11 protein-coding genes are annotated in these 19,071 nt (G+C 72.5%); 3 read left to right on the forward strand and 8 right to left on the reverse strand.

Annotated features, from left to right (window positions below):
- Positions 1–10 precede the first annotated feature (10 nt).
- On the reverse strand, positions 11–1,153 hold the full coding sequence (gene recA, locus ACTOQ1_RS23505) for a recombinase RecA (protein ID WP_440070165.1): 1,143 nt from the start codon (positions 1,151–1,153) through the stop codon (positions 11–13).
- Between the two features lie 335 nt (positions 1,154–1,488).
- Here recA and ACTOQ1_RS23510 point away from each other — a divergent pair, with 335 nt between their 5' ends.
- Positions 1,489–1,767, forward strand: coding sequence for a hypothetical protein (locus tag ACTOQ1_RS23510; RefSeq protein WP_362677457.1), 279 nt, complete (start codon positions 1,489–1,491; stop codon positions 1,765–1,767).
- Positions 1,768–1,850: 83 nt separating this feature from the next.
- On the opposite strand, the gene ACTOQ1_RS23515 is transcribed toward ACTOQ1_RS23510, so the two are convergent.
- Positions 1,851–2,045: a DUF3046 domain-containing protein gene (locus ACTOQ1_RS23515; protein WP_350972642.1), complete on the reverse strand. Its 195-nt coding sequence runs from the start codon at positions 2,043–2,045 to the stop codon at positions 1,851–1,853.
- A 223-nt stretch (positions 2,046–2,268) separates the two neighbouring features.
- Positions 2,269–2,757, reverse strand: a complete 489-nt coding sequence (locus ACTOQ1_RS23520) for a VOC family protein (RefSeq protein ID WP_344749850.1) — start codon at positions 2,755–2,757, stop codon at positions 2,269–2,271.
- A 304-nt stretch (positions 2,758–3,061) separates the two neighbouring features.
- On the opposite strand from ACTOQ1_RS23520, the gene ACTOQ1_RS23525 reads away from it, so the two are divergent.
- Positions 3,062–7,972, forward strand: a complete 4,911-nt coding sequence (locus tag ACTOQ1_RS23525) for an ATP-dependent helicase (protein ID WP_440070166.1) — start codon at positions 3,062–3,064, stop codon at positions 7,970–7,972.
- 133 nt (positions 7,973–8,105) lie between these two features.
- Positions 8,106–8,255 carry a hypothetical protein gene (locus ACTOQ1_RS23530; RefSeq protein ID WP_440070167.1) on the forward strand — a complete coding sequence of 50 codons (150 nt, stop codon included), beginning with the start codon at positions 8,106–8,108 and terminating at the stop codon, positions 8,253–8,255.
- A 194-nt stretch (positions 8,256–8,449) separates the two neighbouring features.
- On the opposite strand, the gene ACTOQ1_RS23535 is transcribed toward ACTOQ1_RS23530, so the two are convergent.
- From ACTOQ1_RS23535 to ACTOQ1_RS23555, 5 genes are read right to left on the reverse strand one after another with little or no spacing between them, the layout of a single operon-like run.
- The gene (locus ACTOQ1_RS23535; protein ID WP_440070168.1) at positions 8,450–14,167 is read right to left on the reverse strand and encodes an amino acid adenylation domain-containing protein; all 5,718 of its coding nucleotides are present in this window, start codon (positions 14,165–14,167) and stop codon (positions 8,450–8,452) included.
- Positions 14,164–15,426, reverse strand: a complete 1,263-nt coding sequence (locus ACTOQ1_RS23540; protein ID WP_440070169.1) for a 2-oxo acid dehydrogenase subunit E2 — start codon at positions 15,424–15,426, stop codon at positions 14,164–14,166. Before ACTOQ1_RS23540 ends, ACTOQ1_RS23535 begins: the two co-directional genes overlap by 4 nt.
- Positions 15,419–16,402 (reverse strand): alpha-ketoacid dehydrogenase subunit beta, encoded by a 984-nt coding sequence (locus ACTOQ1_RS23545; RefSeq protein ID WP_440070170.1) that lies wholly within the window; start codon positions 16,400–16,402, stop codon positions 15,419–15,421. Before ACTOQ1_RS23545 ends, ACTOQ1_RS23540 begins: the two co-directional genes overlap by 8 nt.
- The gene (locus ACTOQ1_RS23550; RefSeq protein WP_440070171.1) at positions 16,393–17,316 is read right to left on the reverse strand and encodes a thiamine pyrophosphate-dependent dehydrogenase E1 component subunit alpha; all 924 of its coding nucleotides are present in this window, start codon (positions 17,314–17,316) and stop codon (positions 16,393–16,395) included. The genes ACTOQ1_RS23545 and ACTOQ1_RS23550 overlap by 10 nt, the downstream gene beginning before the upstream one ends.
- Positions 17,309–19,054 carry a condensation domain-containing protein gene (locus ACTOQ1_RS23555; protein ID WP_440070172.1) on the reverse strand — a complete coding sequence of 582 codons (1,746 nt, stop codon included), beginning with the start codon at positions 19,052–19,054 and terminating at the stop codon, positions 17,309–17,311. Before ACTOQ1_RS23555 ends, ACTOQ1_RS23550 begins: the two co-directional genes overlap by 8 nt.
- Positions 19,055–19,071 lie beyond the last annotated feature (17 nt).

The following is a 19,071-nucleotide window of genomic DNA, read 5'->3' on the forward strand; positions in this document are numbered from 1 at the left end:
CAGCCCGGATTCAGGCGTCACCCGGCTTGGGGGCAGCGGCGGCCTTGGAACCGCGACCGGACGCGGCAGGAGCCGAAGCGGCACCGGACGCGCGGCCGGAAGCGGCGGCCGGGGCCGAAGCCGCAGGGACGGGCGACGGGACGGCCGGGCTGTCGACGCGCGGGCCGACGCCGAGCTTCTCCTTGATCTTCTTCTCGATCTCGTTCGCCATGTCCGGGTGGCTCTTGAGGAAGTTTCGCGCGTTCTCCTTGCCCTGACCGAGCTGGTCACCCTCGTAGGTGTACCAGGCGCCGGACTTGCGGACGAAGCCGTGCTCGACACCCATGTCGATCAGGCCACCCTCGCGGGAGATGCCGACGCCGTAGAGGATGTCGAAGTCGGCCACGCGGAAGGGCGGGGCCATCTTGTTCTTGACGACCTTCACCCGGGTGCGGTTGCCGACCGCCTCGGTGCCGTCCTTCAGCGTCTCGATGCGGCGGATGTCGAGGCGGACCGAGGCGTAGAACTTCAGCGCCTTTCCACCGGTCGTGGTCTCGGGCGAGCCGAACATGACGCCGATCTTCTCACGGAGCTGGTTGATGAAGATCGCGGTGGTGCCGGTGTTGTTGAGCGCGCCGGCGACCTTGCGCAGCGCCTGGGACATCAGACGGGCCTGGAGGCCGACGTGGCTGTCGCCCATCTCGCCCTCGATCTCGGCCTTGGGCACCAGGGCCGCCACCGAGTCGATGACCAGCAGGTCGACGGCGCCGGACCGGATCAGCATGTCGGCGATCTCCAGCGCCTGCTCACCGGTGTCGGGCTGGGAGACGAGCAGCGCGTCGGTGTCGACGCCCAGCTTCTGGGCGTACTCCGGGTCGAGCGCGTGCTCGGCGTCGATGAACGCGGCGATGCCGCCACCACGCTGGGCGTTGGCCACCGCGTGCAGGGCGACCGTGGTCTTGCCCGAGGACTCGGGACCGTAGACCTCGACGATGCGGCCGCGCGGGAAGCCGCCGATGCCGAGGGCCACGTCGAGCGCGATGGAGCCGGTGGGAACCACCTCGATGGGCGCCCGGGTCTCGTCGCCCAGGCGCATGATCGAGCCCTTGCCGAACTGCCGCTCGATCTGAGCGAGTGCGGTCTCAAGCGCCTTCTCGCGGTCGTTAGCTGCCATGGGAGCCCCCTGAAGGGTCGCGGGTTGGATCGGTTGCCAGAAAGCTACGGGGTGCCGCCGACAATTTCGGGAGGGCACGCCAAGAGTGGTGGCTTGTTCAATATAGCCGAACGACTGTTCGATCGCCGCCCGTTGGCACCATACGTTGCGGGAGTCACGAACCGCCGCGGAGTCCCCCCGCGCACGACCGGACACGGCCGGGCAGGCCGGCGGGCCACGGCTTCGGGAGATGCGGACCCCATCCGGGAGGCGACATTTCCAAGAATTGCCCAGGACCTGTTGTCACCGGGTTGACCTGGAGTGATCCTGAGGGGAAACGACCCGAGGTGCCCGACGTGCCCAACACGTTCACGCAGCAACGTCTAGCCCATCTCGATTCCCTCGCCGCCGAGCTGCGACAACGAGGGCTGGCGAGCCGCACCCTCGGAGGCGCCGCCCCGGTGCTGTGGGTGTGGCATCCGGACAGCCGTCGGCAGACCATAGTCTTCGCCACCCCGGTCAGGGACGGCTGGCTGTTTCTGTGGGCACCGGACGGTGAGGAGAGCGCCGACGATCCCGCGCGGGCGGCCGATTCGGTGGAGAAGCTCCTCGCCCCGCTCACGGAACCGTCCTGAGCGGCCCTTCACGCTCTCCGGCTCTCCGCTTACCCGGCCGCATGCTCTCCGGCCCGTTTACCGGGCCGCGTGCTCACCGGCTCTCAGCGGAGCCTGGGCGCGACGTCGGTCACCCCGCACACGGCGTGCCAGACCTCCTTGGCGCCGACTCCCTCGGCCAGCGCCTGGATCACGGTCCGGCCGCCGAGATCGGCGATGACGTAGTCGCGGGCCCACGACTCGGCGTACTGGTCGCCGAAGTGTGACTTCATCCGCTTCCAGAAATCCGATAGGCGCATGCCCCAAGTATGGACGCCCATCGGCGTGCCGCGACCCACCCCGGCGCGCCGCCGGGCCGCGAGGCGCCCGCGTCCCGCTCTCCCGGCCTCCGCCGGACGGGGGCGAGCCGGAGACGGAGCGGACGGGACGGGGACGGGGACGGGACGGGGACGGGACGGGGACGGGGATGGGCGAGAGCGAGAGCGAGGGGGAAGGCGTGGGCGGCCGGAGGCGGGAGAGCCGTCAGAGCACGCGGGAGCCGTACATCTCGCCGAGGGGGTCGGCGAGCAGTTCCAGGCGGGCCCCGTCGGGGTCGGCGAAGTAGATCGACGCGCCGCTCTCGACCTGGTGCGGAACGCCCGCCGCCTCCAGCTTGCCCCGCAGGCGCTCCCACGTGGAGGGATCGACCGAGATGGCGACGTGGTGGAGCCCGCCGAGGACCTCCTTGTAGGGGCCGAGGTCCAGGCCGGGGAAGTCGAAGAAGGCGAGCAGGTTGCCGTTGCCGATGTCGAAGAAGAAGTGGTTCGACCCCCGGTAGTCGCGGTTCTCGAAGATCTCCGTCAGCGGGAACTCCAGAAGGTCCTGGTAGAACGCGATCGTCGTCTCGACGTCGGAGGAGATCAGCGCGAAGTGGTGCAGCCCCCTCGCGCTGCTCGGCGGGCGGTGCGCCCTGAGATGCTCCGCCTTGATCCGCTCGCGTGTCGCCTCGATGGCCTGATGGTCGATGCTCACCTTTAGCTCACCACTCAATACGTCGTGTGTTCGTCAAAGCCATGTCCTCAACGGCAGGGAGCCAACCTATCCCGGACGTCACGTCATGGTGGCGAATGGTCACCGTCCCGGCGAACGCCGCGGATCCGGTCTCCCGTGGGGCGTCGCAGCACCGGCGAACCGTGCGTCCGCAGGTGATGCGCGGACCACCCGCTCCCGTCCGCCGCCCGGTCGCCGGGCGGGCGGTGACGGGTTCTGTCGGTGGGGCCGTGCAGTATGGGCGGTGAGCCGGTCGGTCGTCCGGACCGGGAGCTAGGGGGCGGCGATGAGCGAGACGGCGAGCGCGGGCGGGGCGCTCGATCACTTCACCCGGATGACCAGAGACTGGTTCACCGGGGCGTTCGCCGCGCCGACCGCCGCGCAGGAGGGGGCGTGGGCGGCGATCGCGCGGGGCGACAACACGCTGGTGGTCGCACCCACCGGATCCGGCAAGACGCTGGCCGCCTTCCTGTGGTCGCTCGACCGGCTCGCCTCCTCCGCTCCCGGCTCCCCACCGGACGCCGGATCCTCCGACACGGACCTGACGGCCGGTACGGGTGGCACCGGCGATACGGCCGGTACGAGCGCCCGGGGCGGGCGAGGGCGTTCGCGGGGGAACCGGGGGGACGGCGAGCCGGTGAGGCGGTGCCGGGTCCTGTACGTCTCGCCGCTCAAGGCCCTGGCGGTCGACGTCGAGCGCAACCTCCGGGCGCCGCTGGCCGGGCTGAGGCAGACCGCGCGGCGGCTCGGGCTCCCGGTGCCGGAGATCTCGGTGGCGATCCGGTCGGGTGACACCGCCCCCGAGGAGCGGCGGCGGTTCGCGACCCGGCCCTCCGACATCCTGATCACCACCCCCGAGTCGCTGTTTTTGCTGCTCACCAGCCAGGCCCGCGAGGCGTTGCGCGGTGTGGAGACGGTCATCGTCGACGAGGTGCACGCGGTGGCGGCCACCAAGCGCGGCGCGCACCTGGCCCTCAGTCTGGAGCGGCTCGACACCCTCCTGCCCCGGCCCGCCCAGCGGATCGGCCTGTCGGCGACCGTCCGGCCGGTGAGCGAGGTGGCCGCCTTCCTGGGCGGATCGCGCCCGGCGACCGTGGTCCAGCCGCCCTCCGACAAGGAGATCGAGGTCGAGGTGGTCGTCCCGATCGAGGACATGACCGAGCTCGACACGCCTCCCGCCCCGCCCGCCCCCGACGACGACCGCTGGCTGACCGAGACCCCGGCCAGGCGGTCGATCTGGCCGCATGTGGAGGAGCGGCTGTTCGAGCTGATCGGAGGCCACAGCTCCACGATCGTGTTCGCCAACTCCCGGCGACTGGCCGAGAGGCTGTGCACCCGCCTCAACGAGCTGGCGTGGGAGCGGAGGGAGACCGGCGAGGAGCCGGCCGGGCAGGACGCGGAGGCGGGGGCGGAGCCGGTGCACTGGGCCGAGGGGTTCCCCGTCCCCCCGGCCTCCCTCTCCACCCCGGCGGCGATGATGGCGCAGGCCGGCGCGGCCAAGGGGGTCGGCCCGGAGATCGTGCGGGCCCACCACGGTTCGGTGTCGAAGGAGGAGCGCTCCCAGATCGAGGAGGCGCTCAAGTCCGGGCGGCTGCCCGCCGTGGTCGCGACCTCCAGCCTGGAGCTCGGCATCGACATGGGCGCGGTCGACCTGGTGGCCTGCGTCGGGGCGCCGCCGAGCGTGGCGAGCGGCCTGCAGCGGATCGGCCGGGCCGGGCACCAGGTGGGAGCGGTCTCACGTGGCGTGATCTTCCCCAAGTACCGGGGGGACCTGGTCCAGACGGCCGTGGTGGCCGAGCGGATGAGGAGCGGGGAGATCGAGGACCTGCGCTACCCGCGCAACCCGCTCGACGTGCTCGCCCAGCAGATCGTGGCGATGACCGCGCTGGACGAGTGGACGGTGGACGAGCTGGAGGAGGTCGTGCGGCGGGCGGCCCCCTACCGGACGTTGCCCAGGAGCGCGCTGGAGGCGACGCTCGACATGCTCGCCGGACGTTACCCGAGCGAGGAGTTCGCCGAGCTGCGGCCGCGCATCGTCTGGGACCGGGTGACCGGCACCCTGCGGGGCCGTCCCGGAGCCCAGCGGCTGGCGGTCACCAACGGCGGCACGATCCCCGACAGGGGGCTGTTCGGCGTGTTCCTGGTCGGGGAGAAGTCCTCCCGGGTGGGCGAGCTGGACGAGGAGATGGTCTACGAGTCGCGGGCCGGGGACGTGTTCGTGCTGGGCGCGACCTCCTGGCGGATCCAGGAGATCACGGCCGATCGGGTGCTGGTCACGCCCGCCCCCGGCCAGCCGGGAAAGCTCCCCTTCTGGCACGGCGACACCGCCGGGAGACCGGCGGAGCTGGGCAGGGCCATCGGCGCGTTCCTCCGCGAGATGTCGGCGGCGGGCGCGGACGCCGAGACGGGGAGCGGGCGCGCCCGAGGCCCGGGGACGGGAAACGCGGGAGCGGAGGGCGCCGAGGCGGGAAACGGGGCGGCGGAGAACGCGAAACCGGGAAGCGCGGGAGCGGGAAGCGCCGCGCGTGAGGGGGCCATGGAGAGGATCAGGGCGGCGGGGCTGGACGAGTACGCCGCCGCCAACCTGCTCTCCTACCTGGCCGAGCAGCGACAGGCGACCGGCTACGTGCCGGACGACAGGACGCTGCTGGTCGAGCGGTTCCACGACGAGCTGGGCGACTGGCGGGTGGTTGTGCACTCCCCGTACGGGGCGCGGGTGCACGCGCCGTGGGCGCTGGCGATCGGGCGGCGGCTGCGGGAGCGCTACGGCGTCGACGTGCAGGCCCTGCACTCCGACGACGGGATCGTGCTGCGCATTCCCGACACGCTCTCCGACCCCCCGTCCGACGTCGCGGTCTTCGACGCGGACGAGATCGAGCGGATCGTCACCGAGGAGCTGGGCGGTTCGGCGCTGTTCGCGGCGCGGTTCCGCGAGTGCGCGGGGCGGTCCCTGCTGCTGCCGCGCCGCGTGCCGGGCAGGCGGTCGCCGCTCTGGCAGCAGCGGCAGCGCGCCTCGCACCTGCTGAGCGTGGCGGGCCGCTACGGGTCGTTCCCCGTGGTGCTGGAGACGATGCGCGAGTGCCTTCAGGACGTGTTCGACGTGCCGGGGCTGGTCCGGCTGATGCGCGACATCGAGGCGCGGCGGGTCCGGCTGGTGGAGGTCGAGACCGACAAGGCGTCGCCGTTCGCGGCGTCGCTGCTGTTCAACTACATCGGCGCGTTCATGTACGAGGGCGACGCCCCGCTGGCCGAGCGCCGCGCCCAGGCGCTCGCGCTCGACACGACCCTGCTGGCCGAGTTGCTGGGCCAGGCGGACCTGCGCGAGCTGCTCGACCTCGACGTGATCACCGACGCCGATCGGGAGCTGGCCCGGCTGGACCGGCCGCTGCGCGACGCCGAGGACCTGGCCGACCTGCTCCGCTCCCACGGCCCCCTGGTGGCCGAGGACGTCGGCGTGCGCGAGGGCGACCCGGCGTGGCTGACCGTGCTGGAGGGTTCCCGGCGGGCCATCAGGGTGCGGGTGGCGGGGCAGGAGCGGTGGGCGGCGATCGAGGACGCCGCCCGGTTGCGCGACGCGCTCGGCGTGCCGCTGCCCGTGGGGGTTCCGCACGCGTTCCTCGAACCGGTCGACGACCCGCTGGGCGATCTGCTGGCCCGGCACGCCCGTACGCGCACCCCCTTCCTCGCGAGCACCGCCGCGGCCAGGTTCGGCCTCGGCCCCGCGGTCGTCACCGACGCGCTGCGCCGCCTGGCCGCCTCGGGGCGGCTGGTGAGCGGGGAGTTCCGGCCGGGCGGCCGGGGCGAGGAGTGGTGCGACGCGGGGGTGCTGCGGATGCTGCGCCGCAGGTCCCTGGCCAGGCTCCGCAAGGAGGTGGAGCCGGTCTCCCCGGAGACCCTGGCCGCCTTCGCGCCCGCCTGGCACGGCATCACCGGCACCCCGCAGCGGGGCAGGCCGCCGATCGACGCGCTGGTGGGCGCGATCGAGCAGTTGCAGGGCGCGGCGGTGCCCGCGTCGGCGCTGGAGACGTTGATCCTGCCTTCGCGGGTGCCCGGATACGACCCCTCGTTCCTGGACGAGCTGACGGCCTCCGGCGAGGTGATCTGGGTGGGGCAGGGGTCCCTGCCGGGTGGCGACGGCTGGGTGTCGCTCTACTTCGCCGACACCGCGCCACTTCTGATGCCCGGCCCCGCCGACATCACCCTGACGCCGGTGCACGAGGCGGTGCTGGAGGTTCTGGGCGGCGGGGGCGCGCTGTTCTTCCGTGAGCTGGGCGGCCGGGCCGGCGCCCTCCTGGCCGGTGCCGTCCCGGACGACCGTGCCCTGTCCGCCGCCGTATGGGACCTGGTGTGGTCGGGCCGGATCACCGGCGACACGCTGGCGCCGCTGCGGGCCGTCCTCGGGACGGGGCGCCCCGCGCACCGCCCGGCCCCGACCCGGCGACGGCGGGCGGTATTGCCGACCAGGAGCGGGCCGCCCACGGTGGGCGGGCGCTGGTGGGCACTGCCCGCTCTCGCGGAGGACTCCACCCAGCGCGCCCACGCCCAGGCCGAGGTGCTGCTGGAGCGGCACGGCGTGGTGACCAGGGGCGCGGTGACCGCCGAGCGGCTGCCGGGCGGGTTCGCCGCCGTCTACCAGGTGCTTCGCGCCTTCGAGGAGAGCGGCCGGTGCCGCAGGGGTTACTTCGTGGAGGGGCTGGGCGGTGCCCAGTTCGCCCTCCCCGGTGCCGTCGACCGGATGCGCGCCACGTCCCCCTCGCCCGCCCACCCGGACACGGCAGCGGTGCCCGACCCGTGGGGCGCGCGGAAGCCGGAGAGGGCGGACGGAAACGCCCGGCGGGCGGTGGTGCTGGCGGCCGCCGACCCGGCCAGTCCGTACGGGGCGGCCCTGCCGTGGCCGGCCCATCCCGGGGAGGTGTCCCACAAGCCCGGCAGGAAGGCCGGTTCCCTGGTCGTGCTCGTCGACGGGCACCTGATCCTCTACGTCGAGCGCGGCGGCAAGACCCTGCTGTCCTTCTCCGGCGACGACCGCCTCCGGCCCGCCGTCGACGCCCTCGCGCTCGCCGTGCGCGACGGCGCGCTGGGCAAGCTGACCGTCGAGCGGGCGGACGGCACCGCCATCAACGACTCCCCCCTGGGCGCCGCCCTGGAGGCCGCCGGTTTCCATCCGACACCGAGAGGGCTGCGCCTGAGGGCCTAGAGCGCCGTGACGGGTCGTCCGGTCCCGCCCGCGTCCGGCGCGTGTCCCGCGAGGCGGTTGCAGCCACCCACCACTGGTTCACAACCGGGGATTGGGAGATTGGCCACGTTGTTAGATCGAAAGGGGAAACAACATGGCCAAGGCCAAGCCGGAGCTGTCCGCGCTGTCCGGGATCGGCACCGAGCTGGACGAGAGTCAGCTCGCGCAGGTCAACGGTGGCTACTACTGGGATTGGTACCACTGGGAGGACTTCGCTCCCGGTGGCTGGGCGTACCGCCCCTGATACCGGGCGCGTAGCCGGACAGACGCGAGAAGCGTAGCCGGACAGACGCGAGAAGACGGGGTGCGGCCACCGGCCGCGCCCCGTCCGTGCTTTCCCCACCTGTTCTTTCCGGGCCCTCCGGTTCTCCCGGGTCCTCCCGGGCGGATCGCCGGGAAGGGCCCGGGGGAACCGGCGTCCCGCCGGTCAGGGCGAGGTCACCTTCTGATCGAGATCACCTCGGCGACCGGCTCGTCACGCTCGCGTTCCTGACGCTCGCGTTCCTGACGCCTCTGGATGGCCTGGAAGCCGACCAGGTCGTCAGGGAGCGCGTCGGGGACGTCCATGTCGAACCTGGACAGCGTGCGGGTCCGCATCGCGACCAGCACCGTGACCGCGATGGCGACGGCGAACAGCGCGTACATCAGGCCGACGCCCCGGCCCTCGCCGGTGCCGAGCACGAGGCCGACCGTGTCGGCCAGGGGCCCCCCGGGAACCAGCAGCGGTTCGAACAGCTTGCTGCCGTACGGGGCGACCAGGCCGAAGCCGACCGGCAGGGTGGACCAGGCGATGAGCGTGTTGAGCGCGATGACACGGCCGTGGAAGCGCTGCGGCACCTTGACCTGGATGATCGTGGCGTAGACGCCGTTGAGCATGGTCAGCCAGAACGACATCCCGAAGGCGCCGACCGCGATCAGGACCAGGTTCTGCTGCAGGCCGGTGACCAGGCAGAAGAGGCTCAGGACGAGGGTGGAGAGCATGACGCCGCGCAGCCGATGCCGTCGCGGGCCTCCCCAGACGGTCATGGTCAGGCCGCCGAGGAAGACCCCCAGGCCGCCGAAGAAGGAGATCCGGCCGACGTCCTCCAGCGTGGCGAAGCCCAGGACCAGCGGCGAGATGAGCAGGAACAGCGGGGACAGGAAGATGTTCAGCACCGCGAAGAAGAACAGCATGCCGCGGAAGCCCCGGTTGCCCCAGGAGAACTTCCAGCCCTCGACCATCTCGGCGACCAGCGACTCCCTGCGCTTCCACGCCATGGTCTTCGGGAAGCGGACGAAGAGCAGCACCCCGATCGCGAAGACGTACGAGACGACGTCCAGGACGAGGATGCCCTCCAGCCCGATCACGGCCATCAGGCCGACCGCGGCCAGCGGGACGACCAGCTGGGCGGTACCGGTGACCATCTGGACCACGCCGTTGGCGTGGCCGAGGAAGCGCTTGGGGACCAGCTGCGGGATGGCGGAGTTGTAGGCGAGGCGCTGGAAGGTCAGCGCGACCGACAGCAGGACCAGGAGCGGGTAGATGTGCCAGATCTGCAGGTTGCCGGTCCACAGCAGGACGCCCAGCGCCAGCTGGGTGCCGAACGCGCCGATGTCTCCGGCGAGCATGACCCTGCGCCGGTCGTGGCGGTCGACGAGGGCACCGGCCAGGGGGGACACCAGCATGCCGGGGACCAGCGCGAGGACGGAGAACAGGGCCATCATGGGGAGCGAGCCGGTGGTGATGTAGATCCACAGCGGGATGGCGAACTCGGTCAGCGACGATCCGACGATCGAGACGAGCTGTCCGGCCGCCACGGCGGCGAACCGCTTCATGCTGGGCGGCGGACCGGAGCGCGCCGGCGGGGTCGTCGCGACCGGCTGCCCCGTCCCCGGTGGAGCCCCGCCCGTGCCCGGGCCGGGAAGAGCGGACGCTTCCGCTTCCGAACTGGGAAGAGCGGGCGCTTCCGGACCGGGAAGAGCGGGCGCGGACGTTCCCTGACCGGTGGAGGCGGGCGCGACCGGTCCCGCACCGGTGAGCGCGGGTGCCGTCGTCGCCGGGGCGATCTCCGTGAGGGCGTCCTGGGTGGAGACGCCGCCGAGCCACCAGGTGGACCGGTCGGTACGGGCCAGCTTCGCCGTGTCGCGGGAGGCGATGGCCCGGTGGGTGCCGGTGACGATGGCGGCGAGCTCATCCGCCCGATATTTCAGGAAAAAGTGTCCGGCCTCGTCGAGGACGACCACGGCCGTGGAGCCGCTCAGGAGATGCCACTCGCGGTAGCGCTCCTGGTAGAACTCGGTGGCCGGGTCGCGTTCGCCCACCACCGAGATGATCGGCGTCCTGAGCGGCTCGACGCCCTCCTCGAAGAGGCGGGTGAAGTAGCGTTCCGCCTCCCTGGTGCCCTTGCGACGGTTGTCGATCACCAGTTTGAGCTGGTCGGGCTCCAGGTCGTCCACTTCGAGACCCGCGGCCCGCAGGGCGTTGGCCCAGATCTGGTCGCTGCGCAGGCGGTCGGTCAGGTTCGACAGCTTGGCCAGCACCGAGGCGGGACGGGCGAAGGGGAAGACACCGCCGAAGTAGATCGCCTCGATCGGGCGGCCCGCCGCCTCCAGGCGGCGGGCGATCTCCACGATCAGCATGACGCCGAGCCCGCAGTGCCCGTACAGCGCGAGCGGGCCGCGGACGTCCTTGAGGATCTCCTCCACGCAGTCCTGCGCGACCTCCGCCACCGGCCGGGTCTCCTCGACCAGCCCCATCTCCTGGCCGGGGACGGCTACCGCGTGCAGCGCCCAGTTCTGCGGCAGCGTGTCGGCCAGCGGCTGGTAGATGGCCGCGCTGCCGCCGCCGTACGGCACGCAGACCAGGGTCGAGGTGGCCGCGCGGGGCGGGGTGAGCCGGTGCAGGAGCATCCGCGGGCCGTCGTCGGCCGTCTCGGCGAGCCGCGCCAGCTCCCGGACGGTCCGGTGCTTGAACAGGTCCAGGATCGTGACCTGGCGCCCGCCTTCGGGAATGGCTTTCCGAAGGCGGGCGACCACCTGCGCGGCGAGCAGCGAATGACCACCCAGGTCGAAGAAGTCGTCCAGCACGCCGACATGGACCAGTCCGAGCACCTTCGCCCACACCGCCGCGATCGCCTCTTCGAGGGGCGTCTCCGGCGGGACGAATCCGGCTTCCTGGTCGGGTCGCGCCTCGTCGGGTTCGGGCAGCCTGGCCCGGTCGACCTTGCCGTGCGACTTCAGGGGCAGCTCGTCCAGCCAGACGAACCGCCCGGGGATCATGTACTCGGGAAGCCGCTCGCCGAGCCGCGCCCGCAGCTCGCTGACGCTGACCTGCTCCCCGCCGATCTCGCCGACCACGTACGCGACCAGCCGGTCCGCGCGCAGCTCGACGACGGCGTGCGCGATTCCCGGCTCGCCGGCGAGCACCGACTCGATCTCCGACAGCTCCACCCGGTAGCCCCTGACCTTGACCTGCAGGTCGCGGCGGCCGAGGAAGCACAGGTCGCCGGAGGGCAGCCAGCGGCCGAGGTCGCCGGTCCGGTACATGCGGGCGCCGGGCGCGCCGTACGGGTCGGGCAGGAACCTCTCGGCCGTCAGGCCGGGGCGTCCGAGGTACCCGCGGGCGAGCCGGTCGCCGCCGAGGTAGATCTCGCCGGTCATGCCGGGCGGGACCAGCCGCAGGTGCTCGTCGAGCACGTAGACCCCGGCGCCGGGCAGCGGCCTGCCGATCGGCAGGTTCAGCGCCCGCTCGTGCTCGCCGGTGACGGCGTGGGTGGAGATGCCGACCGTGGCCTCGGTGGGGCCGTAGTGGTTGACCACCGTGGTGTGCGCGGTCAGCTCGCGCGCCCAACTCCAGCTGGAGGCCTCGCCGCCGAGGACGAGGAGCTTGCGCGGGAGCAGCTCGGCGGGGTCGTCGACCGCGGCGAGCAGCGAGGCGAGGTGGGAGGGGGTCATCTTCAGGTAGTCGGTGCCGCTCAGCAGCCCGGCGAGCTCCTCGGCGGGGGCCTGGGGGTCGGCCAGGTGCAGCTCCCCGCCGGTCATGAGCGACAGGTAGAAGACCGTCACCCCGAAGTCGAACGAGAGCGACTGCAGCAGCGTGTAGACCGCGCCCGGCTCGACCTCGAAGCGCTCTGCGACCCCGGCGAGGTAGTTGAGCACCTGCCGGTGCTGCACCCCGACGCCCTTCGGCCGTCCGGTGGTGCCCGAGGTGTAGATCACGTACGCGAGGTGGCCGGGCGAGACGTCCGGGGGCTCGAACCCGGTCTCGTCCAGCGCCTCGGAGTCCAGGCAGATCACCGGGGCGCCGGGAACGCCGGGAAGCAGGTCGCGCAGCGCGGAGGTGGTCAGGACGGCGACGGCCCCGGCGTCGGCGAGCATGTACGCCAGCCGGTCGCGGGGCTGCTTGGGATCGAGGGGCACGTATGCGCCACCGGCCTTCAGCACGCCGACGACGGCCGCCGCCAGGTCGGTGGACTGTTCGAGGAAGACGCCCACCCTGGTGTCGGGGCCCACCCCGTGACGGTTCCTCAGCAGGGCGGCGATCCCGGTGGAGCGCTCGTCGAGCTCGGCGTACGTCAGCGAGCCGCCGCCCGCCGTTCCCGATCCGGAGTCGCCGCGGGCCGCGGACGCCGTACGCGAACCGCCGCGTGTCGCGGGCGCCGTCCCCGAGGCGGGCGAGCCCTCGTGGACCACGGCCGTCGCGCCGGGGGTGAGCGCGGCCCGCGCGGTGACGAGGTCGTGCAGCAGGTCGTGGCCGGACGGCCGCAGGGCGGGTCCCGAGCCGAAGCCCAGGACCAGGTCCCGCTCGTCGTCGGAGAGCAGCGACAGCTCCCCCACCCGCGTGTCCGGGTCCGCCACGATCGAGCGCAGCAGCGTCTCGAAGCGCGCCGCCAGCAGCTCGACGGTCTCCGGGTCGAACAGCGCGGTGCCGTAGGCGATGTGGCCGGCCAGCCCGCCGTCGGGACTCTCGAACAGGTAGAGGCCGAGGTCGAAGCGGGTGGTCCTGGCCGGGAGCGTGAGGTAGGAGACGCGCCCGTCCTCCTCGCCCGCCTTGAAGTTCTGCAGCGCGAAGGTGACCTGCGCGAGCGGCGACCGGCTCACGTCACGGACCACGTTCAGCTCGTTGACCAGCTGGTCGAACGGGAGCTCCTGGTGCGCGTAGGCGTCCAGCGCGGTCTCGCGCGTCCGGGCCAGGAAGGTGGTGAACGACGGGTCGTCGGCCAGGTCGGCGCGCATGACCAGGGTGTTGACGAACATGCCGACGACCCCGTCCAGCTCGGGCAGCCCGCGCCCGGCGACCGGGGAGCCTACCGCGAAGTCCGTCTGCCCCGAGTAGCGGGCCAGCAGGACCTGGAAGGCGGCGAGCAGCGTCATGTACGGCGTGGCACCGGCCGCGGTGCCCAGCTCGGCGAGCCGCCGGGTGAGATCGGCGTCCACCCGGACGTCGAGGGCGGCTCCCTCGTGGCGCTGCTCGGCGGGACGCGGCCGGTCGGTGGGCAGCTCGATGGCGGGCAGCCCGGCGAGCCGGTCGCGCCAGTGGTCGATCTCTCGGCGGTGGTCGCGGCCCCGCTGCCAGAGGGCGTAGTCGCCGTAGCCGACCGGCGCGGGCGGCGGGGTCCCGCCGTCGTGCAGGGCGAGCAGCTCGCGGATGAGCAGGTCGCTGGACCAGCCGTCAATGACGGTGTGGTGGGCGGCGATGAGGAGGACGTGGTCGTCGGCCGCGATCCTGACCAGCACGGCGCGGAGGAGCGGGCCGCGCTCCAGGTCGAACGGGACGGCGAGGTCGGCGTCGAGCAGCTCGATCGCGGCGTCCACGTCGTCCGCCTCGGCGACGCGCAGCGCGGCGGGCCCCGGTTCGTCGATGACCAGCTCGGGGGTGCCGTCGTCGGTGGTGAGGAACCGCGTCCGCAGGGCCTCGTGGCGCGCGACGATCTCGTCCAGCGCCCGGCGCAGCGCGTCGGCGTCCAGGTCCCCGCGCAGGCGCACCGCGACGGGGACGGTGTAGGTGGTGGTGCCCGGCCGGTACTGCTCCAGGAACCACAGGCGTTCCTGGGCGTGGGACAGGGGCGGGACGGTTCCGGGGGCGCGGCGGGCGACGGCGGCCCGCGCCTCTCCCCGGCTCTTCAGCCGCCTGGCGAGCAGCGCCTTCTTGGCGTCCGACAGCGTTGTCCCGGTCACGCTTGTAACTCCATCCGGAGGGCCGCGAGGAAGAGCGCCGCGTCCCGTCCGTTGATCAGCCGATGGTCGTAGGCGAGGCCGATGTTGGCGACGGTCCTCGAGGCCACCGTGCCGTCCTCGGCGAGTGTCAGTTCGGGCTGCGGCGAGGTGATCGCGAGGGCGCAGACCGTACCGGGGAAGATGAGGGGGATCGCGAGGATGACGTCGGCGTCGGTGTGCAGGGTGACGGCGATGTTGGCACCGGTGAGGTCCTTCTCGCGGAAGTCGCCCTCGGTGGCGGCGAGCCGGTAGCGCATGAGCGCGTCGGCGATGGCCTTGAGCGAGCCGGTGTCGTGGACGACCGGCACGTACAGGCCCTCACCCATGTCGAACGTGACGCCGACGCGCGGGGCGTCGGCCGGACGCGCCCGGTCCCCGTCGAGCGAGGCGAAGAACAGCGGGAACGCGGGGTGCAGCGCGGCCACGGCCTGGACGAACAGCTCCGCCAGGCCGACCGGCCTGCGTACCTCCCTGCTCAGCCCCCTGGCCCGTTCCAGCAGCGGGCCCACCTCGAACCTCACGACGGTGTACGCGGCGGGGATGGTGCCGTGCGAGGTGGTGACGGCGCGCGCGACGGCCCGCTGCACCCGCGAGAGGCGGTGCGCGCCCGCGTTCACGACCGGTTCCGGCACGTCCTCCAGCACGTCTCCGGGCACGACTTCCCGCATGTCCTGCCGCGCGCCCTCCCTCATGTCCTCGCGCGCGTCCTCGCCCGCTTCGGAGGCCGTCTGTCCGGTACGGCGGGAGGCCACGGCCTCCACGTCGGCCCTGCGGATGACGGCCAGTCCCAGGGACGCGACCTCGGCGTGGGAGACGCCGAGCTCCTCCATGGCGGCGCGGGCGGGAGCGGTGACGACCGGCTCCGCCACCACCGCGTCCTCCTGCCCCACCGCGTCCGCGGAGACCACGACCTCGGGCGCGTCATCGGACACAGAGGCGGACACAGAGGCGGGCACAGAGGCAGGCGCAGAGGCGGGCTGCGGGGCCGCCTCGGCGGTGACGCGGGCGAGGAGCGCGCCGGGAGCGATCCAGGTGCCGAGAGCGGCGGCGTGGTGCAGGTAGCCGGTCTCCTCCGCCTCCAGCTCGTCGGCCGCCTTGGAGGTCTCCAGGACGGCGATCGGCTCCCCGGCGATGACGGGCTTGCCGTTCCCCACCAGCCACTCGACGATCTGGTACTCGGTGTCGTTGTTGTTGAGCTTGGGGACGTGGATGTCAGCCACGCAGGGCCTCCCGTACGGCGTGGTGGATCGTGGACTCCCCGACCAGGACCTCGTTCTCCAGGTGCGCGGCGGTGGGGATGACGGAGGCTCGCGAGTGGACGAGGCGGACGGGCCCGCGCAGGCGACCCCAGAGGCGGGCGTGCAGCAGGTGGGCGACCTCGCTGCCCCAGGTGCCCCCGGCGGTGCTCTCCTCCGCGACCAGGACGACGTCCCCGAGGTGGGGCAGGAGCGCGTCGGCGTCCAGCGGGTAGAGCCGGGAGGGAACCAGCAGCCGGACCGAGATCTCCTCCTCCATCATCAGGGAGCGCATCGCGCCCAGCACCCGGTGGGCCATCCCGCCGGGAGCGATGACCACGCAGTCGGGGCGGTCGCCCGCGTCGCGGACGTCCACCACCGCCAGGTCCCCGTCGCGGCTCATCAGGAACAGCGGGTCCACCCGCTCCATCTGCCGGGTGTAGAGGACCTTGTCCTCGAAGAACACGCACGGCTCGCCCCGTTCCAGCATCGCCGCGAACACCGCGCGGTTGTCGTGGAAGGGGGACATCTCGTACAGCGACAGTCCCGGCATGCCGACGAAGTGCTTCTGCAGGCTCTGGCTGTGCGTGGGACCGTAGCCCCGGCCGCCGCCGGTCGGGCAGCGCACCACCATCCGCAGCGGCAGCCGCCTGCCGTACATCGACACCGACTTGCTCGCGAAGTTGCAGAGCTGGTCGAAGGCGAGCGCCACGAAGTCGCCGAACATGATCTCGGCCACGGCCGTGTTGCCGGTGAGCGCCAGACCCGCCGCGACGCCGGTCAGCGCGCCCTCGCTGATCGGGGTGCCGATCACGCGCTCGGGAAAGCGGGTGGACAGCCCCTTGGTGACCTTGAAGGCACCGCCGTACGGGTCGAGGATGTCCTCGCCGAGCACGTAGGCGGTGGGATCGTCGTCCAGCAGCCCGTGCAGGGCGGCGTTGAGGTTCTCCGCTACGCGCACGGCCCCTCCCATCGGGAGAGCGGGCGCGCGGCCACCTCGTCGGCGACGGCCTCGACCTCGGCCTTGACGACGCCGTCGAACCGGTGGAAGTGCTCGGGATGGTCGTGGGCGTAGCGGGCGTACCAGTCGTTGTCCCTCGCGGCCCGTACGACGTCGGCCGGGCGGATGTCGTCGCCCTTGCTGTGCGGCCCGAGGCGGTGGGTGACGAACTCGACCACCAGCGGCTGCCCCTCGCGCACCCGCGCGATCTCGCGTTCCAGCGAGAGGCGGATCTCGTTGACGTCGGTGGAGAGGACCAGCCGGTGCGGGATGCCGAAGGCCGCCGCCCGGTCGGCCACCGTGCCGGCCATCTGCGCGGTGGTCGGGGTGGACTGGGCGATGCCGTTGTTCTCCACCACGACGAGCAGCGGGAGCTTCCAGAGCGCGGCGAGGTTCAGCGCCTCGTAGACCGCGCCCTCGCCCCAGGTGCCGTCGCCGATGTGCACGCAGGCCAGGGTGCCGGGCTCGGAGCGCTTGAGGTGGAGCGCGACCCCGGCGGCGACCGGCATGCTCTCGCCCTGCACGCCGGTGGACATGTAGCGGTCGCGGTGGATGTGCTGGCTGCCGCCGACACCTCCGCAGACCGCGCCCTCCCTGCCCATGATCTCGGCGAGCAGGCCGTGCGGGTCGCGGAACCTGGCCAGGTAGTGGCCGTGTCCCCGGTGGTTGCTGAAGACGTGGTCGGCCGGGCCGAGCAGGGATCGCAGCGCGACCGGGACGTACTCCTGGCCCAGGCAGGTGTGCGTGGTGCCGTTGAGGTCGCCTCTGCCGTACAGCTCCAGGAGCTTGAGCTCGAAGTGCCTGACCAGGAGCAGGAGCCCCAGGTCGTCGTCGGTGAGGGGGGAGAGACGGAGCCCGTCGAGGGTCTCAGTCATCGCCGAGTGAATCTACGATCCCGGCGATCGTCGGGTTGTCGAAGAAGGCGTCCAGGGAGACCTCGATGTCCAGGCGCTTGCGCATGCGGGCGATGATCTGCGTGATGGTGAGGGAGTGGCCACCCAGATCGAAGATGTCGTCGTCATCGGCGATCGGTGAGATGCCCAGTACTTCCTCCCAGATCTCGCGCACCTGGTCGGTCAGCGTGGTGACGGAACCCATCTCGTTCTCCAGAATTTCGTGCAGTGACAGGTCAGGGTCATGCATGGCGCGTTCCAGAAGGAGACGCAGGTCGTCGGCGACCCGGGCGGCGTCGGGCACCGTCTCGGGATCGTGACGCAGGCTGATCTCCAGCCCGCCGGGGCCGTCCACGCACTGCAGGTGCAGCGCGCCGCGTACCGCGTGGTTGAAGACGGTCCACTCCACCGACGCGTCGAGCCCGGCGAACACCGGGTCCGCGTCGCGGCGGGTGCGGTAGCTGACGGAGACGGGGACCAGCGCGGCGTGCGGACGGAGGCGGGGCATCGCCCGGGAGAGCGGCACCTGGCGGAACCGGTAGACCTCCCGCAGCTCGGCGCGCAGGGCGGTGGCGAACTCGCGGAAGGTCGCCTCCGGGGACGGGCTGGAGGCGACCGGGAGTTCGTTGACGAACAGGCCGATGTGGCCGGCGGCCTCGGGGGGCCGGGTGGACAGGTCGACGGCGGTGGTCACCGCGGGGTTGCCGTAGCCGAGGAGCAGGGTGTGCAGCGCGGCGAGGAGCACCTCGAACCGGGTCAGGCCGGGGGCCTGCGTGCCCGAAGAGGGGGCAGAAGACGGGACGGACGCGGAAGGGGAGTCCGAAGACGGGACGGACGCGGAGGAGGGACCCGAAGACGGAACGGAGGACGAGCGGGGCGTGATCGACGGATCGACGGTGAACCGCAGCACCCGGCCCTCGCCCGCCCGCCGGGATCGCAGCGCGCGGCCGAGTACGACGGTCTCGCCAGGATCGCGCCAGCGGGGCCTCCAGAACTCCCGCGCGCCGGGAAGCAGGGCGGCCACCCGCTCGCGCTCGGCCCGGCCGTGGTCGAGCGCGGGCAGCGGGGGCGGCGGCTCGCCGTTGTAGAAGGCGGCCAGGTCGCGCACCAGGATGTCCTTCGACTGGCCGTCGAAGACCAGGTGGTGGGCGACGAAGACGAGAAGGTGCCGTCCGGGGCCGATCCCGAACAGGGTGAACCTGGCCAGCGGGCCCTTCTCCAGGTCGAACTCGCGCAGGATCTCCTCCCGCACCGCCGCCCGCACGGCCCGTCCGTACCGTTCGCCGCTCTCGCCGCTCTCGCCGTTCTCATCGCTCTCATCGCTCTCGCCGCTCTCGGCGTCCTCACGGTTCTCGGCGTTCTCGGACGACGGATCCGGCGCGTTCGGCGGGGCCTGGAGGTCGCGCGTGTCCGGCGGGGAACCACCGGTGACGGCGTCGGGGTCGGCAGAACCGGAAGAGGTCACCGCCTCGCGCACGGGAACCCCGGCTCCGGGCACCAACCGCAGCTCGTTGTCCACCTCCGCCACCACGCTGCCCAGCATCGGATGGCGTGCGACCACCGCCTCGCAGGCCGCCAGGAGCGCGCCGGTGTCCAGGTCGCCGCGCAGGTGGACGAGTATCGGCATGTGATAGGCCGCGCCCCCGCCCACGGTCTGCTCGGTCACCCACATCCCCTGCTGGGTGAACGTGACCTCCGGAAGGCCCGCGGACGCGCTCACGGGCACAGGTTTTGACG

It is taken from the genome of Streptosporangium sp. OZ121, from assembly GCF_051918885.1.
Lineage (GTDB): Bacteria > Actinomycetota > Actinomycetes > Streptosporangiales > Streptosporangiaceae > Streptosporangium.

Excerpts from the sequence above, each read along its gene's own strand:
- recA (WP_440070165.1), bottom strand. The coding sequence starts at position 1,153 with ATGGCAGCTAACGACCGCGAGAAGGCGCTTGAGACCGCACTCGCTCAG.
- ACTOQ1_RS23515 (WP_350972642.1), bottom strand. The coding sequence starts at position 2,045 with ATGCGCCTATCGGATTTCTGGAAGCGGATGAAGTCACACTTCGGCGAC.
- ACTOQ1_RS23525 (WP_440070166.1), top strand. The coding sequence starts at position 3,062 with ATGAGCGAGACGGCGAGCGCGGGCGGGGCGCTCGATCACTTCACCCGG.
- ACTOQ1_RS23530 (WP_440070167.1), top strand. The coding sequence starts at position 8,106 with ATGGCCAAGGCCAAGCCGGAGCTGTCCGCGCTGTCCGGGATCGGCACC.
- ACTOQ1_RS23550 (WP_440070171.1), bottom strand. The coding sequence starts at position 17,316 with ATGACTGAGACCCTCGACGGGCTCCGTCTCTCCCCCCTCACCGACGAC.